This is a genomic window from Streptomyces sp. JLBT605 (genome assembly GCF_058215555.1).
Genome location: NZ_CM177087.1, coordinates 3,179,591 through 3,202,341, shown reverse-complemented (window position 1 = coordinate 3,202,341; position 22,751 = coordinate 3,179,591). Strand labels below are relative to the sequence as shown.

The window sequence follows — 22,751 nt, the reverse complement described above, 5'->3', positions numbered from 1 at the left end:
TCTTCCCGCTGCTCCACTGCCTCGCGCCCTGCTGATCTGATGCGGCGTCAACGCCAACCGCCCCCGGCTGCCCGCTTCGCCGGGCACGCTCGGCCCCTCTTCCCCGGTCCGCAGAAAAATCCCTGTACGGCGTATAGCGATCAGCTGTACGGTGTACGACGTCCACCAGTCGTACACCGTATAAGGGAGATCGCATGACGGCGACGACCGCGGAGTCCCCCACCGCCGCGCCGGGCGACGCCTCCGGCCACCCCCAGCGCTGGCTGATCCTCGGAGTCATCTGCCTCGCCCAGCTCACCGTCCTGCTCGACAACACCGTCCTCAACGTCGCCATCCCCTCGCTCACCAAGGAGATGGACGCCTCCACGGCCGACATCCAGTGGATGGTCAACGCCTACTCGCTCGTCCAGTCCGGGCTGCTGCTCACCGCGGGCAGTGCCGCCGACCGCTACGGGCGGAAGAAACTGCTCGCCCTCGGCCTCGCGCTGTTCGGGGTGGGCTCGCTGTGCGCGGGCCTGTCCGGCAGCGCCGGGCAGCTGATCGCCGCGCGCGCCGGCATGGGCATCGGTGGCGCGCTGCTGATGACCACCACCCTCGCCGTCGTGGTGCAGGTCTTCGACGAGCGCGAGCGCACCAAGGCCATCGGGTTGTGGGGCGCGGTGAGTTCGCTGGGCTTCGCGGCCGGCCCGCTGATCGGCGGCGTGCTGCTGGACCACTTCTGGTGGGGCTCGATCTTCCTGATCAACATCCCGGTGGCCGTCCTCGGTCTGGTGGCCGTGCTCGCCCTGGTGCCGGAGTCCAAGAACCGGGCGGGCGACCGGCCCGACCTGCTGGGTGCCCTGCTCTCCACCATCGGCATGACCGGCGTCGTCTTCGCCATCATCTCCGGCCCGGAGCATGGCTGGACGTCCACCCGGGTCACGCTCGCCGCCTCGGTCGGCATCGTCGCCCTCACCGCCTTCGCGCTGTGGGAGCGCCAGGCGCCCCACCCGATGCTGGACATGTCCTTCTTCTCCGACCGGCGGTTCGTCGGCGCGGTCTCGGGCGGCATCCTGGTCGCCTTCGGGATGGGCGGTTCGATCTTCCTGCTCACCCAGCACCTGCAATTCGTCCTCGGCTACGAACCGTTGGCCGCGGGCCTGCGGACCGCGCCGCTCGCCCTGGTGATCGTGGTGCTCAACCTCTGCGGCGTCGGCGCCCGGCTGCTGGGCAAGCTCGGCACCCCCGGCGCCGTCCTGCTCGGCATGGGCCTCATAGCCGGCGGACTGGCGGCCATCGCCACCCTCGGCGCCGACGACTACAGCGGCATGCTGGTCGGCCTGGTGCTGATGGGCGCCGGGATCGCCGCGTCCATGCCCGCCATGGCCACCGCCATCATGTCGGCCATCCCGCCGGAGAAGGCGGGCGTGGGCGCGGGGGTCAACGGCACGCTCACCGAGTTCGGGAACGGCCTCGGCGTCGCCGTACTGGGCGCGGTGCTCAACTCCCGCTTCGTGGCCCTGCTGCCGGCCGTCGCCGCCGGAGCGAACTCGCTGCCCGAGGCGGTGAAGGAGGTCGGCGAGGCCGGCACGGCGCGGGACCGGGCGGCGGTCGCCGACGCCTTCGCCTCCGGCGTCCAGACCAGCCAGCTGGTGGGTGCGGTCGCGGTGCTGGCGGGCGGTGTGCTGGCCGCGCTGCTGCTGCGCCGTGCCGAGCGATCTTCACAACCGGCGCAAGCGGAATAGCATCGGGTCTGCACCGCGCCGGCCTGGGAGAAGGAGAGCGAGCCATGGCAAGCGGCAGCCGCGCCAGCCGTCCGAGTACCAGTGTCTGGTTCTCCGAGCGCCCGGGGCCGCGCCGCCGTCCGGCCCCGGCCCGCAGCCAAGCCCAGGAACAGGGGCAGGACCAGGGACAGGGGCAGGACCAGGCGGCCGGCCTGGACCTGGACAAGATCGTCGCGACCACGGTCCGGCTGCTGGACACCGAAGGTCTGGCGAAGTTCTCGATGCGGCGGCTGGCGACCGCGTTGGGCGTGACGGCCATGTCCGTCTACTGGTACGTCGACACCAAGGACGACCTGCTGGAGTACGCGCTGGACGCGGTCAACGGCGAGGTCACCCTGCCCGACCCGGAGGACGAGTCGGCCGACTGGCGCGACCAGCTCCGCCAGCTCGCCTGGGAGTACCGGGGGTTGCTGGTGCGTCATCCCTGGGTGCCGCAGCTCATCGGCCAGTACATCAACATCGGGCCGCGCTCGCTCGCCTTCTCCAACGTCACGCTGTCCGTGCTCGCCCGCAGTGGGCTGCCGGTGGAGATGCGGACCGGTGCGCTCTCCGCCGTCTTCCAGTTCGTCTACGGCTTCGCCACCGTCGAGGGGCTGCTCAACGCCCGCTGCCAGGAGGCGGGCTTCACCATCGACGAGTACTTCCACAACGTCCTGAGCGCCATCGAGGGCCGGCCGGAGATCCGGGACACCCTGGACAGGTCCAACATGACCGCCGAGGCGCGCGCCGGAACCACCGTCAAGGAGATGCGCGACCGGGACTTCACCTTCGCGCTGGACGCGGTGATCGCCGGCATGGAAGTGATGCGCGACCAGGACCAAGGCCGGGGCCGGTATCTCTGCCAGAGCCAGGACCAGAGTCAGGGCCAGGACCAGAGTCAGGGCCAGGACCAGAGCTAGGGCCAGGAGGCCGCTCTCCGGTCCGGGCGGCGCGGGCAGGCCGTCCCCTGCCTGGTGTCCCGCTGCCGCCCGGACCGTGTGCCGGGACCGTCCGTGGCCTTCAGCCGGTCCCGGACCGGGGCCAGGGCGCGTCTCCGCTCAACGCGCGCCCCGGCCCCGGGGCTCATCTCAGTCGCCCGAGCGGGGCTGTTCGGCGCCGCCCGGCGCCTCGCTCCCGCGCCCGGCACCCGCCAGGGCCGCGTCGACCGGGGCGCGGTCGCCGGTGCCGGCCCGGTCGCCGGCATCGCCGTCACCCGCACCGGACCGGGCGGCACCGGCCGCCGGCCCGCCGTGGCCGGAACCCTCGGCGGCCAGCTGCTGCTGCCCCGACGAGGACTTCAGCGCCACCTCTTTGACGAAGACGATGAGGACGAGGGCGAGCAGCGCGGTCGGCGCGGCGTAGAGGAAGACGTCCGCGACACCGTGCCCGTACGCGCTCTCGATCACCTCGCGCAGCGGCGGCGGCAGCTTGTCCAGGTCGGGGATGGATCCGCCGCCGGTCCCGCCGTGGCCCGCCGCTCCGGCGGCCTGGGGCCCGAGGTCGGCGAGGCCGTCCCTGACGTAGTGGGTGACCCGGTTGGCCATCACCGCGCCGAGCGCGGAGACGCCGACCGCACCGCCGAGGGAACGGAAGAAGGTGACGACCGAGCTGGCGGAGCCGAGGTCCTGCGGGGCGACCTGGTTCTGGGTGGCCAGCACCAGGTTCTGCATCATCATGCCGAGGCCCAGCCCCAGCAGCGCCATGAAGATCGCGATGTGCCAGTAGGTGGTGTCGTAGCGGATGGTGCCGAGCAGGCCCAGCCCCGCGGTCACCAGCGCGCCGCCGGCGACCAGCCAGGCCTTCCAGCGGCCGGTCTTGGTGATGACCTGCCCGGAGACGGTCGAGGAGATGAACAGCCCGCCGATCATCGGAATGGTCAGGACGCCGGACATGGTCGGCGACTCGCCGCGCGCCAGCTGGAAGTACTGGCTGAAGAAGACGGTGCCGGAGAACATCGCGATACCGACGAACAGCGAGGCCAGCGAGGTCAGGGTGATCGTCTTGTTGCGGAACAGCCGCAGCGGGATGATCGGCTCACTCGCCCTGGACTCGACCAGGACGAAGACCGCGCCGAGCAGCAGCGAGCCGCCGACCATGGCGCAGGTCTGCCAGGAGATCCAGTCGTAGTTGTCGCCGGCCAGGGTGACCCAGATCAGCAGCAGCGAGACGGCGGCGCTGATGAAGAAGGCGCCCGCCCAGTCGACCTTGACGTCCCGCTTCACCACCGGGAGCTTGAGGGTCTTCTGCAGCACCAGCAGCGCGATCACGGCGAACGGCACGCCGACGTAGAAGCACCAGCGCCAGCCGAGCCAGTCGGTGTCGGTGATCACGCCACCCAGCAGCGGGCCGCCGACGGTCGCGACGGCGAAGGTGGCGCCGAGGTAGCCGCTGTACCGGCCGCGCTCCCGCGGCGAGACCATCGCGGCCATCACGATCTGTCCGAGGGCGGAGAGACCGCCCACGCCTATGCCCTGGACGGCCCGGCAGGTGATCAGCATGCCGGTGCTCTGCGACAGTCCGGCGACCACCGAGCCGGCGATGTAGATCACCAGGGCGGCCTGGACCAGGAGCTTCTTGCTGAACAGGTCGGAGAGCTTGCCCCACAGCGGGGTGGAGGCGGTCATCGACAGCAGGGCGGCGGTGACCACCCAGGTGTACGAGGACTGGCTGCCGTGCAGATCGGTCATGATCTTCGGCAGGGCGCTGGAGACGATGGTGGACGACAGGACGGCCGCGAACATGCCCAGCAGCAGCCCGGAGAGGGCCTCCATGATCTGCCGGTGGGTCATCGGCTCGCCGGAGCCGCCGCCGTGCCGCTGTCCGACGTCATCCGGTGCGGTCGTTGCCATGAAATTCCTTTACGCGTGCTGCGGGTGTGCGGGTATGGAGGCGGGGGCCGGTGCCAGGGCCGGGGCCGGTGCGGGCGCCGCGTCGGCGGTGACCGGCCGGCAGGCCCGCGACCGGGCGTCGCCGAAGTCCGTCCGGAGCCGGGCCAGCAGCTCGGCCAGCCGGCTGACGTCCTCGTCGGACCAGTCACGCAGGCGGTTCGCCAGGGCCGCCGCGTAGTGCTCGGAGATCTGCGCCAGCATCGCCGCGCCACTGCCGTTCAGGCGCAGCAGCCGGGACCGCTTGTCCTGGGGGTCCGGCAGCCGGTCGATCCAGCCGTGCGACTCGACATGGGCCACATGGCGGCTGGTCACGGACATGTCGACGCCCAGCAGCTCGGCGAGTTTGCTCATGCGCATCTCGCCGTAGCGGTCCAGGACAAGGAGGGCGACGGCCGCGCCGGGCGGGCACTCGGGCGGCAGGACGCGGGCCAGGCCGCGCTTGACGGCACCGATCGCGCTCAGCTGTCGGGCCAGCTCCTCGTACTGCTGCTGTGCGGCCACGGGCGGACTCCTAGCGATCGGTTGCTTAGGGCAACCGTAAAAGAAATTGGTTGCTGAAGGCAAATGAAATGGTGGCTTTGCTGAGTAAATTGCCGACAAAGGCTGGCCCCGTGCCGGGTCAGGGCGCGGGCGCTCGGGCGCCACGCCAGCCCGGGGGTGTGCGACCTTCCGCTTGTTCGCTAGGGTCGGGGCCCATGGCGAACAACCCCCACGGCTCCGACGGCAACTACGACCCGGCGGGCAGCACGCAGATGTTCCGCGCCTTCGTCGACGAGGGCGGCCGGGGTGAGGCCCCGGCGGCGGCAGCCGCTTCGAGTGGCCCGCGCATCGGCCTGATCATCGGCGTGATCGTCGCGATCGCGGCCGTGGCCGGAGTGGCCTGGCTCGCTCTCGGCTAGAACCAGCGCCGGTCGACGGCGACGTCACTGAGAACTAGCGCCAGTCGACGCTGACGTCACGCGTCTCGATGTGCATCCCCAGGGGCACGCGCCAGGCGTCCACGCACACCGTCCAGCCCTTCTCCCGCTCGGCCCCGGCCTCGATCGGGGCGGGCAGGCCGACGGTGGAGGTGATGGTGGACCAGTCGATGCCGAGTGGTCCGATGACGTGCGTCCCGAAGGTGATCGTCCCGGAGCGCACGGCGGTGCCACCGGAGTTGTGGAAGGTGAGGGACACCTTCTCGCACCAGCGCTGATCGGCCGCCGCCCGCTCGGGCTTCTCCCAGCTGAGGTCCGCGGGGGAGGGCGGCTCGGTGGGCCTGGGGGAGCCGGATGGTCCGGGGCGCGGGGTCTCGCCGGGGGTCGGGGTGGAGCCGGAGGGCCGGCCGGATGGGCCGGGGCTCGGCTGGGTCTCATCGCCGCCGTCCGTGCCGTCGGCCGCCCCGCTGTCCGCGCCGTCATCGTCGCCGTGGCCGCCGTCATCCCCGTGCGCGGAGCCGTGCGCGCCGCTGGATTCGGACGGGCTCGGGCGCTGGGGCGCGTCGGAGTCGCCCGGTCGCTCCCGGTCTGATCGGCCGGATGCTCCGCTGTCCGACCCGCCGGCGAGCGGTACCAGCGCCACCCCGCCGCCGGGCGGTACCGCGCCGGTCGGAGCCCGGCCGTCCGCCGGGCCCGCGGCGCCCACGGCCAACTCGCCGTCTCCGCCGCCGCTTCCGCACCCGCTCAGCAGCGCGGCGGACAGGAGAAGCGCGCACAGCGCGGCCGCCGGGGGCGAGAGCCTCGCGCCCCGGCGGCCGGTGATTCGTCGCGTCGGCTGTCGCATCGGGCCAGTGTCACTGACGGCACGTCAGATATCCAGGGCTCGGCGACCACCGCTCTCAGTCGGCGATCAGCCCCTCGCGGAGCTGGGCCAGTGTCCGCGTCAGCAGCCGCGAGACATGCATCTGGGAGATCCCGACCTCTTCACCGATTTGCGACTGCGTCATGTTCGCGAAGAAGCGGAGCATGATGATCTGCCGCTCCCGGGACGGGAGTTTGGCCAGCAGCGGCTTGAGCGACTCGCGGTACTCCACACCCTCCAGCGCGGTGTCCTCGTAACCCAGCCGATCGGCCAGCGAGCCCTCGGCGCCGTCCTCCTCGGGGGAGGGGGAGTCCAGCGAACTGGCGGTGTACGCGTTGCCCACCGCGAGTCCGTCGACGACGTCCTCCTCCGACACCCCCAGCGCGGTGGCCAGTTCGGTGACGGTGGGCGAGCGATCCAGCCGCTGGGCGAGTTCGTCACTCGCCTTGGTCAGCGCCAGCCGCAGCTCCTGGAGGCGCCGGGGCACGCGCACCGACCAACTGGTGTCCCGGAAGAAGCGCTTGATCTCGCCCACCACGGTCGGCATCGCGAACGTCGGGAACTCCACGCCCCGTTCGCAGTCGAACCGGTCGATCGCCTTGATCAGGCCGATCGTTCCCACCTGGACGATGTCCTCCATCGGCTCGTTCCGGCTGCGGAAACGGGCCGCGGCGTAGCGCACCAGCGGGAGGTTGAGCTCGATCAGGGTGTCTCGTACGTAGGTACGCTCCGCGCTGTCCCGGTCGAGGGCGGCGAGCCGCAGGAACAGGGTGCGGGAGAGGGTGCGGGTGTCGATGGCGTCGCAGTCGTCAAGCGCGTGCGGTGCGTCGTTGGTGAGCACCTTCGAGCTGCCCAGTTCTGCGGACATGCCACCCCCTTGAGGTCGCGGACGGATCTCAGCAGCGCTCCGTGCGTGAGCGCAGCCTCCCCCTGAATACCGGAGGCGGGGCCGCGGCAAACGCGGTTTCTGCAGAATGTCACATGTCGGCAACACGCTGTAGCGCCAAGTCGACATTCTTGCCCGGAAGCTGCGCGATGGGCATCCCTCGGGGTGATTAAGGTTCGATCCGATTTGCGGAACGTAGCCGGGCGAAGCTCCGGGACAGCAGCCGCGAGACGTGCATCTGGGAGACGCCGAGTTCGGCGCTGATCTGGGACTGGGTCAGATTGCTGTAGTAACGGAGCAACAGGATGCGCTGCTCGCGCTCGGGCAGTTGCACCAGCAGATGCCGCACCAGGTCCCGGTGTTCGACGCCGGCCAGCGCCGGGTCCTCGTAGCCGAGCCGGTCCAGCAGCCCCGGCAGCCCGTCGCCCTCCTGCGCCGCTTCCAGCGAGGTGGCGTGGTAGGAGCGCCCGGCCTCGATGCAGGCCAGTACCTCGTCCTCGCCCAGCTTCAGCCGCTCGGCGATCTCGGCGGTGGTGGGGGTCCGGCCGTGCAGCACGGTCAGGTCCTCGGTGGCGCTGTTCACCTGCACCCACAACTCATGGAGTCGCCGCGGCACATGGACGGTGCGGACGTTGTCCCGGAAGTAACGTTTGATCTCGCCGACGACGGTGGGCATCGCGAAGGTCGGGAACTGCACGCCGCGCTCCGGATCGAACCGGTCGATGGCGTTGATCAGGCCGATCGTGCCGACCTGGATCACATCCTCCATCGGCTCGTTGCGGCTGCGGAAGCGGGCGGCGGCGTAGCGGACGAGTGGCAGGTTGGCCTCGATGAGCGCGTCCCGGACCCGGGTGTGCTCGGGGGTGCCCGGCTCCAGCTCGGACAGCTCGGCGAAGAGCACCTGGGTGAGTGCGCGGGCGTCCGCGCCCCGGCTCTTGGGGGTGCTGGGTTCAGGTCGGCTTTCGTTCGGGATGGGCGTTCTGTGCTCAGTACGGGCCGACACGTTTCCGCCATCCCTTCGCGGTCCATACTCGGGCAATAGCGGTCATAGCATCACAAGACCTCCGCACAGTCTGCAAGCACTGCATAACGCCGTGTTGTGGGCAAAAAGCCACCCCCCGCCGACGGGCGAGGGGTGCTGTCCGAAGGGTCCGGAACGCGCTCGGCGCTTCGCTCAGACCTCGTAGTCGGCGATGATCCAGGTGGCGAATTCACGCCATTGGGCGGCGGCCGCTTGGTGGGCCGGGTGCTCCAGGTAACGGCGCAGCGCGTCGGTGTCGGCCACCGCGGAGTTGATCGCGAAGTCGTAGGCGATGGGCCGGTCGGTGATGTTCCAGGCGCACTCCCAGAACTCCAGCTCCGGGATGAGCCCGCCCAGCTCCTCGAACGCCCGCACGGCGGCGGCCACGCGCGGCTCGTCGCGGCGTACGCCGTCATTGAGCTTGAACAGGACCAGATGGCGGATCACTGGGTACCTCCCTGCGGCGACCGGCGACGGCTGCCCGGCTCAGGAGAGCTGCCTCACCTGATCAACGCGGTCATGAAGTCACCGATGCTCTTCGCGGCCTCCGATATGCCCTGGAACCCTACCTGGACCAGGTCGGCAGCCTCTTCGGGGGTCTTGATGATGGTGTACAGCACGAAGACGATGAGCATGTAGAGCGCTACCTTCTTCGCCTGTGCCATCGCCGTGCCGTCTCCCCTGCGGTCCCTTGGAGCAGTCGCGTGAGTCTATCCACACATACGGCCGAACCGGGCCGATGATGCGATCATTCTGTCAGGCGTGATCAGGAGCCGGTCAGAAGGGCGACGAGAGCGAGGTCCGAGGTGTCCGTACGCGATGAGGCCACCCCCCACCTCGCCCTGATGCTGCGTCCGGCCGCCACCCCGCCCCGCGCCGCCGTGCTGCTGCTGCACGGCGGCAGCGCCGACGGCCTGGGCCCGCCGCGGCCCTGGCACCTCCCGGACAAGCGGATGTTCCCCTTCGAGCGGGCCGTCATCCGGGCCGCCGGATCGCAGGACGTGGTGACCGGCCGGGTCCGCTATCGCCACCGTGGCTGGAACGGCAGCCGGGACGACGCCGCCCGCGACGCGGAGCAGGCCCTGGACGAACTCGCCGAGCGGTTCGGGGAGATCCCGGTCGTGCTGGTCGGCCACTCGATGGGCGGCCGCGCCGCGCTGCGCGCCGGCGGTCACCCGCTGGTCCGCGCGGTGGTCGGTCTCGCCCCCTGGTGCCCGCCCGAGGATCCGGTGGCCCAACTGTGCGACCGGCGCGTGGTCCTGCTGCACGGCACCCGCGACCGCATCACCGACCCCCGGGCCTCCGCGGACTTCGCGGTACGGGCCAGAGGGGCCGGCGCCGAGGCGTGCACCGTGCTGATGCGCGGTGGCGATCACGCGATGCTGCGCCGGGCGGCCGCCTGGCACACCCTCACCACGGACACCGTCACCGGCCTCCTGGACCTGGCCCCGCTGCCCCGGGTGGTGGCCGACGCACTGGCTCGGGGCGCCTCCGCCCGCTGAAACCGAGGCGGCGACGGCAGTGTGTCGCCAGAGTCGGTGCGCCGCTCAGACGATGTGAAGGCGCTCAAGCGTCCCGTCGGGATTCCGGAGCAGGATGTCCCTGCCTTCGCGCTTCTGCGCCTCCAGGAACGCGTAGATCTGGGCCGCTCGGTTGATCACATCCGTCTTGCTCAGGCCAGTGCTCTCGGTGAGCTCGGCGATGGCCTGTACCGCCGGCGGGACGAGCGTGACCGAGTAGCGCTCGCTGGCCATGGTGGGCGACGGGCCGGCCGACTGCGGCATGGGGGCGTCCTTCCTTCTGCGCGTACCTGCGACGACGTACGCCTTGTCAGCTCTGCGAGGGAATGGAAGCACCCTCTGAACACCTCTATTGAACCATGCTGGTGCAGAAATGCACCTGTGCGGTACGCTCTGTGAGCAGAGCGGCACCGGCCAAGGTTGGCCGAGCTGCTCGCGCCCGGGAGTGCCGTCCCGTGCCGTGTGAAGCGCACGCGGCCGGCCTCGGCCTGGCTCTGGTCGACCCCCAAAGGGGGAGGGGGAGACCGGAATGCGGTGCCGGAGGCCGCGTAGCGCCGATTCCGGCGGTGCGGTGCCCGCCCGGGCGGAGACGCGAGACCTCGAAAGGAGGAGCGCTGAACAGTTCCTTAGGGGCCAAGTAGCGCCGCGCGAGCGCTGCCGTGAATCAGGCGAGGCGATAAGGAGGTGATCGAAGTGCGACACCCAAACCCGGTTCCCACCTAGGCGAGCAGCGCCTGGTACGGGTAAGAGTGAAGGGTCAGAGATGACCGACGAAGGCACTTCGACGCTCGCAAGCGCCGAAGATCAGCAGACGGCAGCGGCTTACGTCACGTTCACGATGGTTCCGGAGGGGCCCGCTCTCTCGGTCGGGGTCCCTGAGGAGCACTCGGTGCGGCTGCTCGAGCCGATCACGGCCGTGTCCGGCGTGACCGGCTCCCTGGTTTAGCCCTGACCGAAGACCACGAAGGGCCCCACCCAGACGGGTGGAGCCCTTCGTGTTACCTCTTCAGAGCGGTAGCGGTGGGATTTGAACCCACGGAGGAGTTGCCCCCTCACACGCTTTCGAGGCGTGCTCCTTAGGCCGCTCGGACACGCTACCGAGAGAGAGCTTAGCGGACGGGTGGCCGTGCTCCGAAATCGGTTCCGGACGGGCCGCGGATCAGGGCCGTCCGGAGGCGTCACGGAAGAAGCGGGTGAGCAGTCCCGCGCACTCCTCGGCGAGCACTCCGTGGATGACCTCGGGCCGGTGGTTGAGCCGCCGGTCGCGCACCACGTCCCACAGCGAGCCGGCCGCGCCCGCCTTCTCGTCGACCGCGCCGTACACCACCCGGTCGACACGGGAGAGCACGGCCGCTCCCGCGCACATCGTGCACGGTTCCAGGGTCACCACCAAGGTGCAGCCGGAGAGCCGCCATTCCCCCATCCGCCGCGCCGCGGCCCGCAGGGCGAGGACCTCGGCGTGCGCCGTCGGGTCGCCGGTGGCCTCGCGCTCGTTGCGGCCGTGGCCGAGCACCGTGCCATCCGGGCCCAGCACCACCGCGCCCACCGGCACATCGCCCGTCTCAGGAGCTCGAGCCGCCTCCGCCAGCGCGAGCCGCATCGGCTCGCGCCAGGGGTCGCGTACGGGATCCGGAGCGGGCGCGGGTGCGGGAGCGGTCATGACACCAGTGTGGGCGACGGCAGTCCGGGTGAGGCAGTCCGGGGCCGCCGGACCGCCCCGCCCGAGCGGTGGCGGGGGTGCGGGCGCGACGCGCGCCGCGCCCGGTCAGCGCACCGCTTCCAGGACGTCCGTGCAGCCCAGCGCATCCGCGATCGCGCTGAGTGCGTCGCCGTCCAGCGACAGCAGCTCCTTCTCGTCGACGCCGAGGTCGGCCAGCAGGGCGAGGTCGCCCAGCGGGCCCTGCGGGGCCCGTCCCTGGCCGGTCGCGCCGCCGTCGTCCTCGTCGGCCTCCGGCTCGCCCTCCTCGGTGCCGTCGAGGTCGAGGCTGTCCAGGTCGTCGCCGTGGTCCTCGTCCTTGCCGAGCAGCTCATCGGTGAGCAGGGCGCCGTACGAGCTGCGGGCGGCCGCGGCCGCGTCCGACACGTAGATGCGCGGGTCGTCCTCGCCGTCGAGGCGGACCACCCCGAACCACGTGTCTTCCTGCTCGATGAGGGCCAGCACCGTGTCGTCGTCGACCGCGGCCGAACGGGCCACGTCGATCAGGTCTGTCAGGGTCTCAACGTTGTCGAGCTCTGTATCGCTCGCTTGCCACCCGTCTTCGGTGCGCGCGAGCAGTGCGGCGAAGTACACCGTGACTCTCCCACTGGTCATAGGCGTGCCGGGGCCAACGGGGCAACGCCCCGCCCATTCGGAATCGTGGCAGAAACAACGGCGTTGCGAGAGGTCTTCCGCGCTGCGTCGTGGCCCAGTCAGGGGAGATGTGCCTCACGGTGGGCGTACTACCACCGAAACGTCCGCATGCGCATGGCCTGACGCATCCGGGCGCTGCGGGCGCGCCGGGGCTGCACCCGGTCCCGCAGCTCCTTGGCCTCGTTGAGCTCCCGGAGGAACTGAGCGCGGCGGCGTCGCCGTTCCGCCTCCATCCGGGCCGTCTCGTCGCTGGATCCGTCCTGGTTCACCATGCGCCATACACCACCTCGGGCCGAGGTCTCCGCCCGGGAAGTCCTCCGGGTGTATGTGCCCACTTTCCCCCCAATCGGTGGTTCGATGCCACCGTCAGGGTGAATCGCGGACGATGCGGGCCGGGGCCGCCGACGGTGCCGGGCGGGCGCTGCGCCCCGAAAGCTCGGTTAATGTCGTTGTCATGCGGATCCACGTCGTCGACCACCCGCTGGTGGCGCACAAACTCACCACGCTGCGCGACCAGCGCACCGACTCCCCCACCTTCCGGCGGCTCGCCGACGAGCTGGTCACCCTGCTCGCTTACGAAGCCACTCGCGATGTGCGCACCGAGCAGGTCGAAATCCAGACCCCGGTGACGGCGACGACCGGCGTCCGGCTGGCGCGGCCCCGTCCGCTGGTGGTGCCGATCCTCCGGGCCGGTCTGGGCATGCTCGACGGCATGGTGCGGCTGCTGCCGACGGCCGAGGTCGGCTTCCTCGGCATGATCCGCGACGAGGAGACGCTGCAGGCGTCGACGTACGCCACCCGGATGCCCGACGACCTCTCCGGCCGCCAGGTGTACGTGCTGGACCCGATGCTGGCGACCGGCGGGACGCTGGTCGCGGCGATCAACGAGCTGATCTCGCGCGGCGCGGACGACGTGACCGCGATCTGCCTGCTGGCGGCCCCCGAGGGCGTCGAGGTGATGGAGCGCGAGCTGGCGGGCACGCCGGTCACCGTGGTGACCGCGTCCGTCGACGAGCGGCTCAACGAGAACGGATACATCGTCCCGGGCCTCGGTGACGCGGGCGACCGGATGTACGGCGCCGCGGGCTGAGGCGTCCACTCAGACCAAAGCGGCACCGCCTGGCGCGGTGCCGCTTTCGTTGTGGCCGGGGTGGGCGTGCGGCGCGGTTCGTGGTGCGGGCCGGGCCGGGGCCGGTGCGGCCCGTGTGCGGGACGCGGCGCGGTCAGGGGGCCGCGACCCGGCCTGGTCCGGGTCGCTCACGGCACCGCGGCCGACTCCTCAACAGCGCCGCTCAGCAGTGGCCCGGGGAGGGCTTCGGCGCGGGTGCGGTCAGCGCGGCCAGTGCCCGGTTGGCGTCCTTCGGCTTGGTCAGGTCGGTGAAGCGGTCGCCGATGATCAGGTCGATTTCCTTGCCGGCGCGGTCCTCGTTCTTGATACGGGCACCGGCGAGTTGGGCGCCGAGCACGTCGAACGCGCCGTTGCCGGCGGTCGGGGCGCCCAGCAGCAGCCCGGTCTCCTTGACCTTCTTGTCGTACGCGGCCGGGGCGTTCCCCCACTCGCCGATCTTGAAGCCGCGCTTCTTCAGTTCCTCGGCGGTTTCCTTGGCGAGCCCGGAGTGCTTGGTCGCGTTGTAGACGTTGACGGTGATGTCGGCGGGCTTCGGCAGCGCCTTGGCCGGTGCCTTCGGGGCAGAGCCCTTCGCCGGGGTGGTCTTCCCGCGGGTCTTCGGGCAGTCCGAGGAGCGCGAACCGGCGGCCTTCGCCTTGCCGTCGTCACCCGAGAACACGTCGATGAGCTGCAGCGTTCCCCAGCCGGCCAGGCCGAGTGCGAGGGCCGCGCCGACGGCGGCGAGCACGATTCTGCGCCGACCCCGGGGTCGGCGCATACGCGGGTAGCGATTGCCCGTGATGCGGTACTTTCCGCCCATTCCAGGAGGCGTGAGCATGCTCATGAGCGCAGCGTAATGCCGCACGCCACTTATGCCTACTAAACGATCAACGGTTTGAGTCGGGGCAACCCGAAAGAGGCACAAGGTGCGGGAATGACGGGGCTGTCCGGGTGGTCCGGGGTGACCCGCACCAGCGCACTGGAGGTGCGCGGGTGATCTCAGCCCAGCTCGAGCACGCGGGCGTGCAGCACCTGGCGCTGCTGGAGCGCGGCCCGCACGGCGCGGTGCAATCCGTCCTCCAGATAGAGATCGCCCTGCCACTTCACCACATGGGCGAAGAGATCCCCGTAGAACGTCGAGTCCTCGGCGAGCAGCGTCTCCAGGTCGAGCTGCTGCTTGGTCGTCACCAGCTGGTCAAGACGTACCGGGCGTGGGGCAACATCCGCCCACTGGCGGGTGCTTTCCCGGCCGTGGTCGGGGTACGGCCGCCCGTTTCCGATGCGCTTGAAGATCACACGGAAAGCCTACCGGTCAAGAGGGTTCCGGCGCAGCCACGGCGCAGGAGTGCGAAGGTGGCAAACAGTCGTAAACCGGGAGCGACGTATGACCGAGAACCGCTCGCCCGCCGCGATCGCGGCGGGGTACGCCTGCGCCGGGCCCGCCGTGGATCTCGGCGCGCTGCTCTGGGAGGGCGTCGCCCATGTCGACGCACCCATCCGGATCCCGCTGTCCGCATTCGCCCGTCACGGGCTGGTCGCCGGCGACCAGGACACCGGCCGGACGAGGACCGTCCAGCTCATGGCGGAGCGGCTCTCGGCCCACGGCATCCCGGTCTTCCTCACCGACATCCGGGGCGATCTCTCCGGAATCGCCGCGCCCGGCACCGGGGGCGAGACGGTGGAACAGCGCGCGGCCGAGGTCGGCGAGGAGTGGACGGGGCTGGGCTTTCCGACCGAGTTCTACGCGCTGGGCGGCATCGGTGTCGGTGTCCCACTGCGCGCCACGGTCACCGGATTCGGCCCGCTGCTGCTGTCCAGGGCCCTCGGTCTCGACCGAGTCCAGGAGCGGTCGCTGGCGCTGGTCCTCCGTCACGCCGAGGCCAGGGGGCGGGAGCCGGCCGATCTCGGCGACCTGCGCGCGGTCCTCGCCGACGGGCTCCCGGGGGCCGCTGCCCGGGCGATCATGGCCTCGCTGACCGCGTGCGAGCAGCAGGGCGCGGACCCTTGCTTCGGCGAACCGGCGTTCGACACCGTCAGGGAGCTGCTGCGGACCGCCTCCTGGGAGTCCCACGACGCCTCGGTATCCCACCCTGGGGGAGGGCGCGGGCTGGTCTCCGTACTCGAACTGCCCGCCGTCCGGGACAAGCCGCTGCTCTTCTCGACCTTTCTGGTGTGGCTGCTGACCGATCTGGCCCACCGTCTGCCCGAGGTGCGCGGTGGCGATGGAGAGAAGCCGAAGCTCGTCTTCTTCATCGACGAGGCGCACCTGCTGTTCGAGGGCGCGTCCGAGGCGTTCCTGGAGTCGCTCGTCCGGACGCTGCGGCTGATCCGCTCCAAGGGCGTGGGGGTCTTCCTGGTGACGCGGTCGCCGCTCGAGGTCCCGGCGGATGTGCTGGAACAGCTCGGCAACCGGATGCGGCACGCGCTGCCCGCCCGGGCGGCGGAGGACACCGCGACGCTCCAGGCGACCGCGCGGGCCTTCCTCCGGCTGACCGACGGGCCGACCGGCGACCTTCCAGCCCAGTCCCCCTCAGCCGAGTCGCCCTCGGCTGAGGCCCTCTCGGCTGAGGAGCTGACGGCGCTGCTCACCGGGCTCGGCCCGGGCGAGGCGGTGGTCACCGTGCTGAGCGAACAGGGCCCGCCGACCCCGGTCGCGGCGGTCCGGCTCCGCCCGCCGCAGTCGCTGACGGGGCCGCTCGATGCGCGGGAACTGGCGCGCGTGGTCGCGGGCTCCCCGCTCCGCGCGCGTTATGCACAGGCTGTGGATCAGGAGCCGAGCGGGCGCTGAACCGAGGTACACCCCGCCGCAGCGCCCGCGGATCACATGAACCGGATGGGCTCGATCACCCGGTCAGACCGTCACTCCGTGACGCGGTCGTGGTCGTCGTGCAGGCCGCCGCCGCTGCCCGCGTCGCCCTCGGTGGGCACCGACTGCACCGGCTCGCGCAGCGAGCTCAGGTCGTAGGCATAGGTGCCGACGGCGTTGGCGATCACGTCGATGTTGATGTCGAACGCGGGCATGTTGATGTTGGAGAGGTTGTCGCACGCGGCGTGGTAGCACTCGTCGTACGCCTTGCCCACCGTGCCGCCGTACTTCGCGGCCTGGCCCTCGGTCTTGACGCCCTCCGCGCCGGTGAAGGTGCCGCCCGACGGGATGCCCACGGCGATGAACGGCCCGTAGTCGGAGCGGCCGGTGAAGTCGGTGCCCTCGTGCGGCCGGCCCTGGCGGTCGAGGAAGTCGTTGATCTGCTTCTCGATCTGCGCCGACCCCTCGGGGCCCGCGGGCGCGCCGGCGTGGTCCGAGTCGTCGCCGTCGTACACGAACTGACCGAAGTTCGGCGACGCGATCATGTCGAAGTTGAGGTAGAGCGCGATCTGCTTGCGCTGTGCCTCGGTCTGCTCGTCGACGTACGCCTCGGAGCCGAGGAGGCCCAGCTCCTCCGCCGACCACCAGGCGAAGCGGATCTTGTTCGCCGGCTTCTTGTGCGTCTTGGCCAGCTCCAGGGCGACCTCGAGGAGGCCGGCCGAGCCGGAGCCGTTGTCATTGATGCCCGGGCCTGCGGAGACCGAGTCCAGGTGGGAGCCGAGCATCACCGTCCGGTCGGCGTCCCCGCCCTTGGTCTCGGCGATGACGTTGTTGGTGACGCGCTTCTCCTGGAACTCCCGGACCTCCAGATTGACCGTCACCTCGCCGCGCCCGGCCTCGGCGACCAGTGCCTCACCGTCCGCCTGGGTCACCCCGCCGGTGGGTATGCGGCCGGCATTCGGGTCGCCGATGGTGCCGGAGAGCGCGCCCGCGGTGTTGTTGTAGATGATCGCGCCGACCGCGCCCGCGTCCGCCGCCGTGGCCTGCTTCTGCGCGAAGGTGCACCCGCCGCGCTTGATCAGCGCGATCTTCCCGGTGAAGGTGGCGGAGGCGTAGTCGGAAGCCTCGCAGCCGGTGGTGGCGTCGACCGGCACGGCGGCCACCGCGGCCTTGACCCCGCCCACCGGCGAACTCTTGGTGTAGGTCATCGACTTGACCGACACATCGCGCGGGGTCGGGGTGACCACCGACAGCTTCTCGGCCAGGGTCTCGGTGTAGACGAACTCGAACGGGTCGTAGGCGACCTGGTATCCGGCCTTCTTCAGGAGCTTGTAGACGTAGGCGGCGGAGGCGTTGTGCCCGGGCGAGCCGGCGGCTCGGTTGCCCTTCGACGCGTCCGCGATGGCCTGGAATCTCTCCAGATGCGCCCGCGCATCGTCCGCGGAGGATTTCTTCACCAGCTGCCGCGCCAGCCGCGCGGCTCGCTTCCCCGGATCCTTGTCGTGCGACGACTCGCTGGCCGAGGCGGTCGCTCCGGATGCGAGCAGCAGCGGGGTGGCGAGCGCCGCGGCGGCCAGGGCGGCTATCGCGCGGCGGGCGGGCGGCAGGGTACGTATGTCCACAGACAGGGTCCTTCCCAGCAAAGGGACGGGCGCACGGCGGCGCCCCGGATCGCTGGCATCCTGCCGCAGCCGCGGCCGGAGATCCATGGGTGCGGTCAATCCCGCTTGGTGGACGCACGCTTGGCCGCCCGTTTCACCTCCTGTTTGTACGCCCGGACCTTGTCCAGCGAGGACGGCCCGGTGATGTCGGCGACCGAACGATAGGAACCCGCCTCGCCGTACGGCCCCGCCGCCTCCCGCCACCCCTTCGGACGCACCCCGAACTGCTTGCCCAGCAGCGCCAGAAAGATCTGCGCCTTCTGCTTGCCGAAGCCGGGCAACGCGTTCAGCCGTGCCAGCAACTCCTCGCCGGAGCTGACATCCCGCCACACCCCGGCCGCGTCGCCGCCGTAACTGTCGACCAGGTACTGACACAACTGCTGCACTCGCTTGGCCATCGAACCCGGGTAGCGGTGCACGGCAGGCTTCTCCGACAGCAGCGCGACGAACCGGTCCGGGTCGTAGAGCGCGATCTCATGCGCGTCCAGATCGTCCCGGCCCAACCGCCGCGCGATGGTGTACGGGCCGGTGAACGCCCACTCCATGGGGATCTGCTGGTCGAGGAGCATGCCGGTGAGGAGGGCGAGCGGACTGCTGCCGAGCAGCTCATCGGCCTCCGGTTGCTGGGCGAGCCGAACGGCGGTGTCCATGGGCGATCCGCTCCTCCGTCCTCTCCCCCGGGCGCTCTCTCGCTGGCCGCTCCTCCCTTGACGGTCATTGTCGACGCGCCTCCCGACCCCCGCCACTCAGCCTGTCCCAGGGGCCGGATCAGACCGTCCGTATCGCGTAGTCGCCGAGCGCCGGCTCCAGCAGGCCGAACGCGGTGCGGGCCAGCGCTTCCAGCTCCGTGGCCGTCTCGTCGTCGCTCCGCCCGGCGAGGGTGCGCTGCTGGAGCTCGGCGAAGAGCACCCGGTGAACCCCGCCGAGCTGGGCGGCCGCCACCCGCGGCACGATGGCGTCCGGCTCCGCGCCCGTCTCGGCGGCGAGGGCCTCGGCCAGTGCCCGCTCCCGCTGGTCGTGCAGATCGCGCAGCCGCACCGTCAGCGTCGGGCTGTCGGCCACCATCCGGGCGAACACTGGTCCGGAGAAGCCGATGACGGGATCGCGGCGGTCCACCGCGGAGAGGAACGCGCGACGCAGCGCGGCGAGCGCGGACTCGCCGGGCGACCGGTCGGTGACGGTGCTCGCCAGCTGGGAGACGAACTCCTCATGGCGGTCGAGGGCCAGGTCTTCCTTGCGCGGGAAGTAGTTGGTGACGGTCATCTTGGCGACGCGGGAGGCGGCCGCGATGTCGGCGATGGTCGTCGCGTCGAAGCCGCGCTCGACGAAGAGCCGGGTGGCCTGGTCGGAGATGGCCTGCCGGGTGGCCCGCTTCTTCTGCTCCCGCAGGCCACCGGCACCGCGGGGGACGTCCTCGCTCATGCTCTCCGCCTCCTTCCTCGTTCGTGATCGAAAAATTCTGGGTCGGACCTCATTTTATGTTGACGCCACGGTGTGCCCGATCTAAGTTTAGGTCCGACACAAGAAAACGCAAGAGTCGAACCGAGAACATCCCGAGGAGCCCGTATGCGCGTCACTTCAGCTGCCATCTCGCTCACCGTCGAGGACGTCAGCGCCTCCGTCGAGTTCTTCACCCGGCACTTCGGCTTCGGCATACAGATGGAGGCGGACGGCTTCGCCTCGCTCGGCCGGGATGACGCGGCTGTGAACATCGTGCTGCTGCGGCGGGGCATCGAGGTCCTCCCGGAGGACATCCGCGAGGAGCGAGCCCAGGGTGTGATCATCGCCTTGACGGTCGAAGACCTCGCGGAAGAGGAGGAGCGGCTGCGCTCCGAAGGCGTGCCGATCACCCTGCCGCTCCGCGAAGAGCCGTGGGGAGAGCGGCTGTTCATGGTCACCGACCCCAACGGCGTCATGGTCGAGCTGGTTGAGTGGGTGACCCCGGCGACCTGACCGGCGGCGCCGGCCGTGTCCACTCTTGTCCCGCCGCTTCACTCGGACAGGTTGAAACAGTGCGTGTGCGGCTTGGTCAGGTGAATCACGGGGTAGCGCTGACCCCGTCGTCTGAGGTCGTCGGCGCTCGCCGCAGAGAGCGCGGCGAGTTCTGGGAAGGTCCGGATGCCGATGAGCCAGCCGTTTACGTTGCCGAGTTTCTATATGCCGTACCCCGCACGCCTCAATCCACATCTGGAGGAGGCGCGCGAGCACTCGAAGAAGTGGGCCCGCCGGCAGGGCATGTTGGAGGGATCGGGGATCTGGGAGGAGAGCGACCTCGATTCCCATGACTATGCCCTGCTCTGTGCCTACACCCACCCGGACTGCGACGGCCCAGCGCTCTCCCTGGTGACCGACTGGTATGTGTGGGTGTTCTTCTTCGACGACCACTTCCTGGAAGTCTTCAAGCGCACCCAGGACCGCGCGGGTGGGAAGGAGTATCTCGATCGGCTGCCGGCCTTCATGCCGATGGACCTGTCCACACCCGTCCCCGAGCCGAGGAACCCCGTCGAGGCGGGGCTCGCCGACCTGTGGGCCCGGACCGTGCCCGGCATGTCCGCCGGCTGGCGGGCACGCTTCGCCGAGAGCACCGAGAACCTGCTCAACGAATCCCTCTGGGAGCTCTCCAACATCAACGCGGGCCGGATCCCCAATCCGGTCGAGTACATCGAGATGCGGCGGAAGGTGGGCGGCGCCCCCTGGTCCGCCGGCCTCGTCGAGTACGCGGCGGGCGCCGAGGTGCCCGAGGCGGTGGCCGCCTCCCGGCCGCTGCGCGTCCTGAAGGACACCTTCTCCGACGCGGTCCACCTGCGGAACGACCTCTTCTCGTACCAGCGGGAGACGCAGGATGAGGGCGAACTGAGCAACGGCGTCCTGGTCCTGGAGAAGTTCCTGGAGTGCGACACCCAGCAGGCGGCCGAGGCGGTGAACGACCTGCTCACCTCCCGACTCCAGCAGTTCGAGAGCACGACCCTGACCGAGCTCGGCCCGCTGTTCGCCGAGACGGGGCTGCCGCCGGACGAGTGCACCAGGGTCCTGGCGTATGTGAAGGGGCTCCAGGACTGGCAGTCGGGCGGCCATGAATGGCACCTGCGCTCCAGTCGCTATATGAACGAGGGCGCGGCCACCTCGGCCACGCCGTTCGGCGCCGGCGGCCTCGCCGGCCCCGGCGGCGGTCTCCCCGGGCCGACCGGCCTGGGCACCGCCTCGCTGGACATCAAGGCGCTCGTCTCGGCCACCGGCGCCAAGCGGCTGCGCAGCTTCACCCATGTCCCGTTCCAGCAGGTCGGGCCCTCCCGACTGCCGGACTTCTCCATGCCGTTCACCGCCAGTCTCAGCCCGTATCTGGAGGGCGCCCGGCGCCACATCGTCGAGTGGTCCCATCGGATGGGCTTCCTGGAGGAGCAGCCCGGCCTCCTTGGCTCCGCCGTCTGGGACGAGGAGAAGGTGGTCGGCTTCGACTTCCCGCTGTGTGCCGCCGGCATCCACCCGGACGCCACCCCTGAGCAGCTGAACCTGACCTCCGGGTGGCTCACCTGGGGCACGTACGGGGACGACTACTTCCCCCTGGTCTTCGGCCGTACCCGCGATCTGGCCGGAGCCCGGCTGGCCAACGAACGCCTCTCCCTGCTGATGCCGCTGGAGTCCTCGGCCGCCGCCCCGCCTCCGGTGAATGCCCTGGAGCGCGGGCTGGCCGATCTGTGGGCGCGGACAGCGGGACCGATGTCCCCCGAGGCGCGCCGCGCGTTCCGTACCGCCGTCCGGGACATGACCGACAGCTGGCTGTGGGAGCTGGCCAACCAGGCCCAGAACCGCATTCCGGATCCGGTGGACTATGTGGAGATGCGCCGGCTGACCTTCGGGTCCGACCTCACGATGAGCCTGTGCCGGCTGAGCCACGGCCGGGCGGTGCCGCCGGAGATCTACCGCAGCGGACCGATGCGTTCACTGGAGAATGCCGCCGCCGACTACGCCTGCCTGCTCAACGACCTCTTCTCGTACCAGAAGGAGATCGAGTTCGAGGGCGAGGTGCACAACGGCGTCCTCGTCGTTCAGAACTTCTTCAATTGCGACTACCCCACCGGTGTGGCCATCGTGCACGATCTGATGACCTCCCGGATGAGGCAGTTCGAGCATGTCGCCGCCCATGAACTTCCCGTCCTCTACGACGACTTCCAGCTCTCCCGGGAGGCTCGCGAAGTCCTGGAAGGGTACGTCCGCGAGCTGGAGAACTGGCTGTCGGGGATCCTCGTGTGGCACCGGGAATGCCGCCGCTACGACGAGGCGGAGCTGCGTGCCGCCGCGAGCAGGGCCGGCACCGGCGCGTCGGTCGGGTCAGGTGCTGGAGCCGGCGCCGGAGGCGGGCCCGGAGCCCAGCCACGCGGTGGCGGCAGGAGCGTGCCCGGCCCGTGGATCGGCGGCCCGACGGGCCTGGGCACCTCGGCCGCGCGTGCCTTCGCCACCCTCACCGGGTCTGGTGAGGCGGCTGCTCGTTGCGGCGCTGCTCACGCCAGTCCGTGAGCACCTGCTCGATATCGAAGGGCATGAGGTTCAGCGGAGGGCCGGGCGGCGGTCTGCGGAGCGCCGCGCCGATCTTCTCGTTGATCTCCGCGATGATCTGGCGGACCTGGGACTCGGTCCTGGCCTCGGCGACCGCCGCGACGGCGTCCTCGGTCTCCTTGCGCAGGGCGAGCGTCGGCGGCAGAAAGGAGACGTTCTCGCGGCGCATCTTCTCCTTGATCCACCACTCCTCGTCATACGGGGCGCTGAGATCCCTCAGTGGTTTCCCGAAGCCGGGGAGGGCGGCGAACTCGCCGCGCTCCTCCGCCTCGCGGATCTGCTTCTCGGCCCATGATTCGAAGCTGACGCCGGGCGGCTTCCGTTCGGTCAACGCGCGCTCCTTCGCTCCGAGGTGCCTCGACGTGACACCTTCATGGTACGGAGCGGCCGTGACCTGAACGGCGCCTAGCCCGGGCCGCTGTGTGCGGCGGGGAGC

The 22,751-nt window shown here is 70.6% G+C and carries 25 protein-coding genes, 1 tRNA gene and 1 pseudogene; 9 read left to right on the top strand and 18 right to left on the bottom strand.

Features of this window, described 5'->3' with window-relative positions:
- Nucleotides 1-194: 194 nt before the first annotated feature.
- Together AC4BDD_RS13860 and AC4BDD_RS13855 are read left to right on the top strand one after the other, a co-directional pair.
- A complete protein-coding gene (locus AC4BDD_RS13860; protein WP_490691304.1) occupies nt 195-1,724 on the top strand; it encodes an MFS transporter in 1,530 nt (509 codons plus the stop codon).
- 44 nt (nt 1,725-1,768) lie between these two features.
- Complete coding sequence (locus AC4BDD_RS13855) at nt 1,769-2,662, top strand: TetR/AcrR family transcriptional regulator (protein ID WP_490691303.1); 894 nt, start codon at nt 1,769-1,771, stop codon at nt 2,660-2,662.
- A gap of 374 nt (nt 2,663-3,036) precedes the next feature.
- Here the strand turns inward: AC4BDD_RS13855 and AC4BDD_RS13850 are convergent.
- Both AC4BDD_RS13850 and AC4BDD_RS13845 read right to left on the bottom strand, forming a co-directional pair.
- Nucleotides 3,037-4,531: pseudogene (locus AC4BDD_RS13850) on the bottom strand (MDR family MFS transporter); the annotation flags it as partial.
- Nucleotides 4,532-4,600: 69 nt separating this feature from the next.
- Nucleotides 4,601-5,131, bottom strand: coding sequence for a MarR family winged helix-turn-helix transcriptional regulator (locus AC4BDD_RS13845; protein WP_490691302.1), 531 nt, complete (start codon nt 5,129-5,131; stop codon nt 4,601-4,603).
- 194 nt (nt 5,132-5,325) lie between these two features.
- Between AC4BDD_RS13845 and AC4BDD_RS13840 the strand changes: the two genes are divergently transcribed.
- Nucleotides 5,326-5,529, top strand: coding sequence for a hypothetical protein (locus AC4BDD_RS13840; RefSeq protein WP_490691301.1), 204 nt, complete (start codon nt 5,326-5,328; stop codon nt 5,527-5,529).
- A 34-nt stretch (nt 5,530-5,563) separates the two neighbouring features.
- Here AC4BDD_RS13840 and AC4BDD_RS13835 read toward each other — a convergent pair whose 3' ends face one another.
- From AC4BDD_RS13835 to AC4BDD_RS13815, 5 genes are all read right to left on the bottom strand, one after another.
- Nucleotides 5,564-6,391 (bottom strand): hypothetical protein, encoded by an 828-nt coding sequence (locus AC4BDD_RS13835; protein WP_490691300.1) that lies wholly within the window; start codon nt 6,389-6,391, stop codon nt 5,564-5,566.
- Nucleotides 6,392-6,446: 55 nt separating this feature from the next.
- Entirely contained in the window at nt 6,447-7,277 is an 831-nt protein-coding gene (locus AC4BDD_RS13830; RefSeq protein ID WP_490691299.1) for an RNA polymerase sigma factor SigF, read from the bottom strand.
- 187 nt (nt 7,278-7,464) lie between these two features.
- Nucleotides 7,465-8,268 (bottom strand): RNA polymerase sigma factor SigF, encoded by an 804-nt coding sequence (locus tag AC4BDD_RS13825; RefSeq protein ID WP_490691772.1) that lies wholly within the window; start codon nt 8,266-8,268, stop codon nt 7,465-7,467.
- Nucleotides 8,269-8,469: 201 nt separating this feature from the next.
- Complete coding sequence (locus AC4BDD_RS13820; RefSeq protein ID WP_490691298.1) at nt 8,470-8,763, bottom strand: Dabb family protein; 294 nt, start codon at nt 8,761-8,763, stop codon at nt 8,470-8,472.
- A gap of 53 nt (nt 8,764-8,816) precedes the next feature.
- Complete coding sequence (locus AC4BDD_RS13815) at nt 8,817-8,951, bottom strand: hypothetical protein (protein ID WP_490692015.1); 135 nt, start codon at nt 8,949-8,951, stop codon at nt 8,817-8,819.
- Nucleotides 8,952-9,161: 210 nt separating this feature from the next.
- Here AC4BDD_RS13815 and AC4BDD_RS13810 point away from each other — a divergent pair, with 210 nt between their 5' ends.
- Nucleotides 9,162-9,818: an alpha/beta hydrolase gene (locus tag AC4BDD_RS13810; RefSeq protein WP_490691771.1), complete on the top strand. Its 657-nt coding sequence runs from the start codon at nt 9,162-9,164 to the stop codon at nt 9,816-9,818.
- Between the two features lie 45 nt (nt 9,819-9,863).
- Here the strand turns inward: AC4BDD_RS13810 and AC4BDD_RS13805 are convergent, their stop codons facing one another.
- On the bottom strand, nt 9,864-10,100 hold the full coding sequence (locus tag AC4BDD_RS13805) for a hypothetical protein (RefSeq protein ID WP_490691297.1): 237 nt from the start codon (nt 10,098-10,100) through the stop codon (nt 9,864-9,866).
- Between the two features lie 499 nt (nt 10,101-10,599).
- Between AC4BDD_RS13805 and AC4BDD_RS13800 the strand changes: the two genes are divergently transcribed.
- Complete coding sequence (locus AC4BDD_RS13800; RefSeq protein ID WP_490691296.1) at nt 10,600-10,782, top strand: hypothetical protein; 183 nt, start codon at nt 10,600-10,602, stop codon at nt 10,780-10,782.
- A gap of 66 nt (nt 10,783-10,848) precedes the next feature.
- Here the strand turns inward: AC4BDD_RS13800 and AC4BDD_RS13795 are convergent.
- From AC4BDD_RS13795 to AC4BDD_RS13780, 4 genes are all read right to left on the bottom strand, one after another.
- Nucleotides 10,849-10,935, bottom strand: a tRNA-Ser gene (locus tag AC4BDD_RS13795).
- Nucleotides 10,936-10,995: 60 nt separating this feature from the next.
- Nucleotides 10,996-11,496: a tRNA adenosine(34) deaminase TadA gene (tadA, locus tag AC4BDD_RS13790; RefSeq protein WP_490691295.1), complete on the bottom strand. Its 501-nt coding sequence runs from the start codon at nt 11,494-11,496 to the stop codon at nt 10,996-10,998.
- A 105-nt stretch (nt 11,497-11,601) separates the two neighbouring features.
- The gene (locus AC4BDD_RS13785) at nt 11,602-12,126 is read right to left on the bottom strand and encodes a tRNA adenosine deaminase-associated protein (RefSeq protein WP_490691294.1); all 525 of its coding nucleotides are present in this window, start codon (nt 12,124-12,126) and stop codon (nt 11,602-11,604) included.
- A gap of 149 nt (nt 12,127-12,275) precedes the next feature.
- Nucleotides 12,276-12,458 (bottom strand): hypothetical protein, encoded by a 183-nt coding sequence (locus tag AC4BDD_RS13780; RefSeq protein ID WP_490691293.1) that lies wholly within the window; start codon nt 12,456-12,458, stop codon nt 12,276-12,278.
- A gap of 182 nt (nt 12,459-12,640) precedes the next feature.
- On the opposite strand from AC4BDD_RS13780, the gene upp reads away from it, so the two are divergent.
- On the top strand, nt 12,641-13,276 hold the full coding sequence (upp, locus tag AC4BDD_RS13775) for a uracil phosphoribosyltransferase (protein WP_490691292.1): 636 nt from the start codon (nt 12,641-12,643) through the stop codon (nt 13,274-13,276).
- Between the two features lie 202 nt (nt 13,277-13,478).
- Here the strand turns inward: upp and AC4BDD_RS13770 are convergent, their stop codons facing one another.
- A complete protein-coding gene (locus AC4BDD_RS13770; RefSeq protein ID WP_490691770.1) occupies nt 13,479-14,114 on the bottom strand; it encodes a LytR C-terminal domain-containing protein in 636 nt (211 codons plus the stop codon).
- Nucleotides 14,115-14,293: 179 nt separating this feature from the next.
- Complete coding sequence (locus tag AC4BDD_RS13765; protein WP_003986294.1) at nt 14,294-14,590, bottom strand: type II toxin-antitoxin system VapB family antitoxin; 297 nt, start codon at nt 14,588-14,590, stop codon at nt 14,294-14,296.
- Nucleotides 14,591-14,678: 88 nt separating this feature from the next.
- Here AC4BDD_RS13765 and AC4BDD_RS13760 point away from each other — a divergent pair, with 88 nt between their 5' ends.
- The gene (locus AC4BDD_RS13760) at nt 14,679-16,082 is read left to right on the top strand and encodes a helicase HerA-like domain-containing protein (protein WP_490691291.1); all 1,404 of its coding nucleotides are present in this window, start codon (nt 14,679-14,681) and stop codon (nt 16,080-16,082) included.
- Between the two features lie 71 nt (nt 16,083-16,153).
- Here AC4BDD_RS13760 and AC4BDD_RS13755 read toward each other — a convergent pair whose 3' ends face one another.
- The 3 genes from AC4BDD_RS13755 to AC4BDD_RS13745 all read right to left on the bottom strand — a co-directional run bounded on the left by AC4BDD_RS13755 (nt 16,154) and on the right by AC4BDD_RS13745 (nt 19,183).
- Nucleotides 16,154-17,686 (bottom strand): M28 family metallopeptidase, encoded by a 1,533-nt coding sequence (locus AC4BDD_RS13755; RefSeq protein WP_490691769.1) that lies wholly within the window; start codon nt 17,684-17,686, stop codon nt 16,154-16,156.
- 131 nt (nt 17,687-17,817) lie between these two features.
- Nucleotides 17,818-18,411, bottom strand: a complete 594-nt coding sequence (locus AC4BDD_RS13750; RefSeq protein ID WP_490691290.1) for an HhH-GPD-type base excision DNA repair protein — start codon at nt 18,409-18,411, stop codon at nt 17,818-17,820.
- A gap of 118 nt (nt 18,412-18,529) precedes the next feature.
- On the bottom strand, nt 18,530-19,183 hold the full coding sequence (locus tag AC4BDD_RS13745) for a TetR/AcrR family transcriptional regulator (RefSeq protein WP_490691289.1): 654 nt from the start codon (nt 19,181-19,183) through the stop codon (nt 18,530-18,532).
- Between the two features lie 144 nt (nt 19,184-19,327).
- Here AC4BDD_RS13745 and AC4BDD_RS13740 point away from each other — a divergent pair, with 144 nt between their 5' ends.
- Together AC4BDD_RS13740 and AC4BDD_RS13735 are read left to right on the top strand one after the other, a co-directional pair.
- Entirely contained in the window at nt 19,328-19,714 is a 387-nt protein-coding gene (locus AC4BDD_RS13740; protein ID WP_490691288.1) for a VOC family protein, read from the top strand.
- A 171-nt stretch (nt 19,715-19,885) separates the two neighbouring features.
- Nucleotides 19,886-22,276, top strand: a complete 2,391-nt coding sequence (locus AC4BDD_RS13735; RefSeq protein ID WP_490691287.1) for a family 2 encapsulin nanocompartment cargo protein terpene cyclase — start codon at nt 19,886-19,888, stop codon at nt 22,274-22,276.
- On the opposite strand, the gene AC4BDD_RS13730 is transcribed toward AC4BDD_RS13735, so the two are convergent.
- Nucleotides 22,221-22,646, bottom strand: a complete 426-nt coding sequence (locus AC4BDD_RS13730) for a DnaJ family domain-containing protein (protein WP_490691286.1) — start codon at nt 22,644-22,646, stop codon at nt 22,221-22,223. The genes AC4BDD_RS13735 and AC4BDD_RS13730 overlap by 56 nt on opposite strands.
- Nucleotides 22,647-22,751 lie beyond the last annotated feature (105 nt).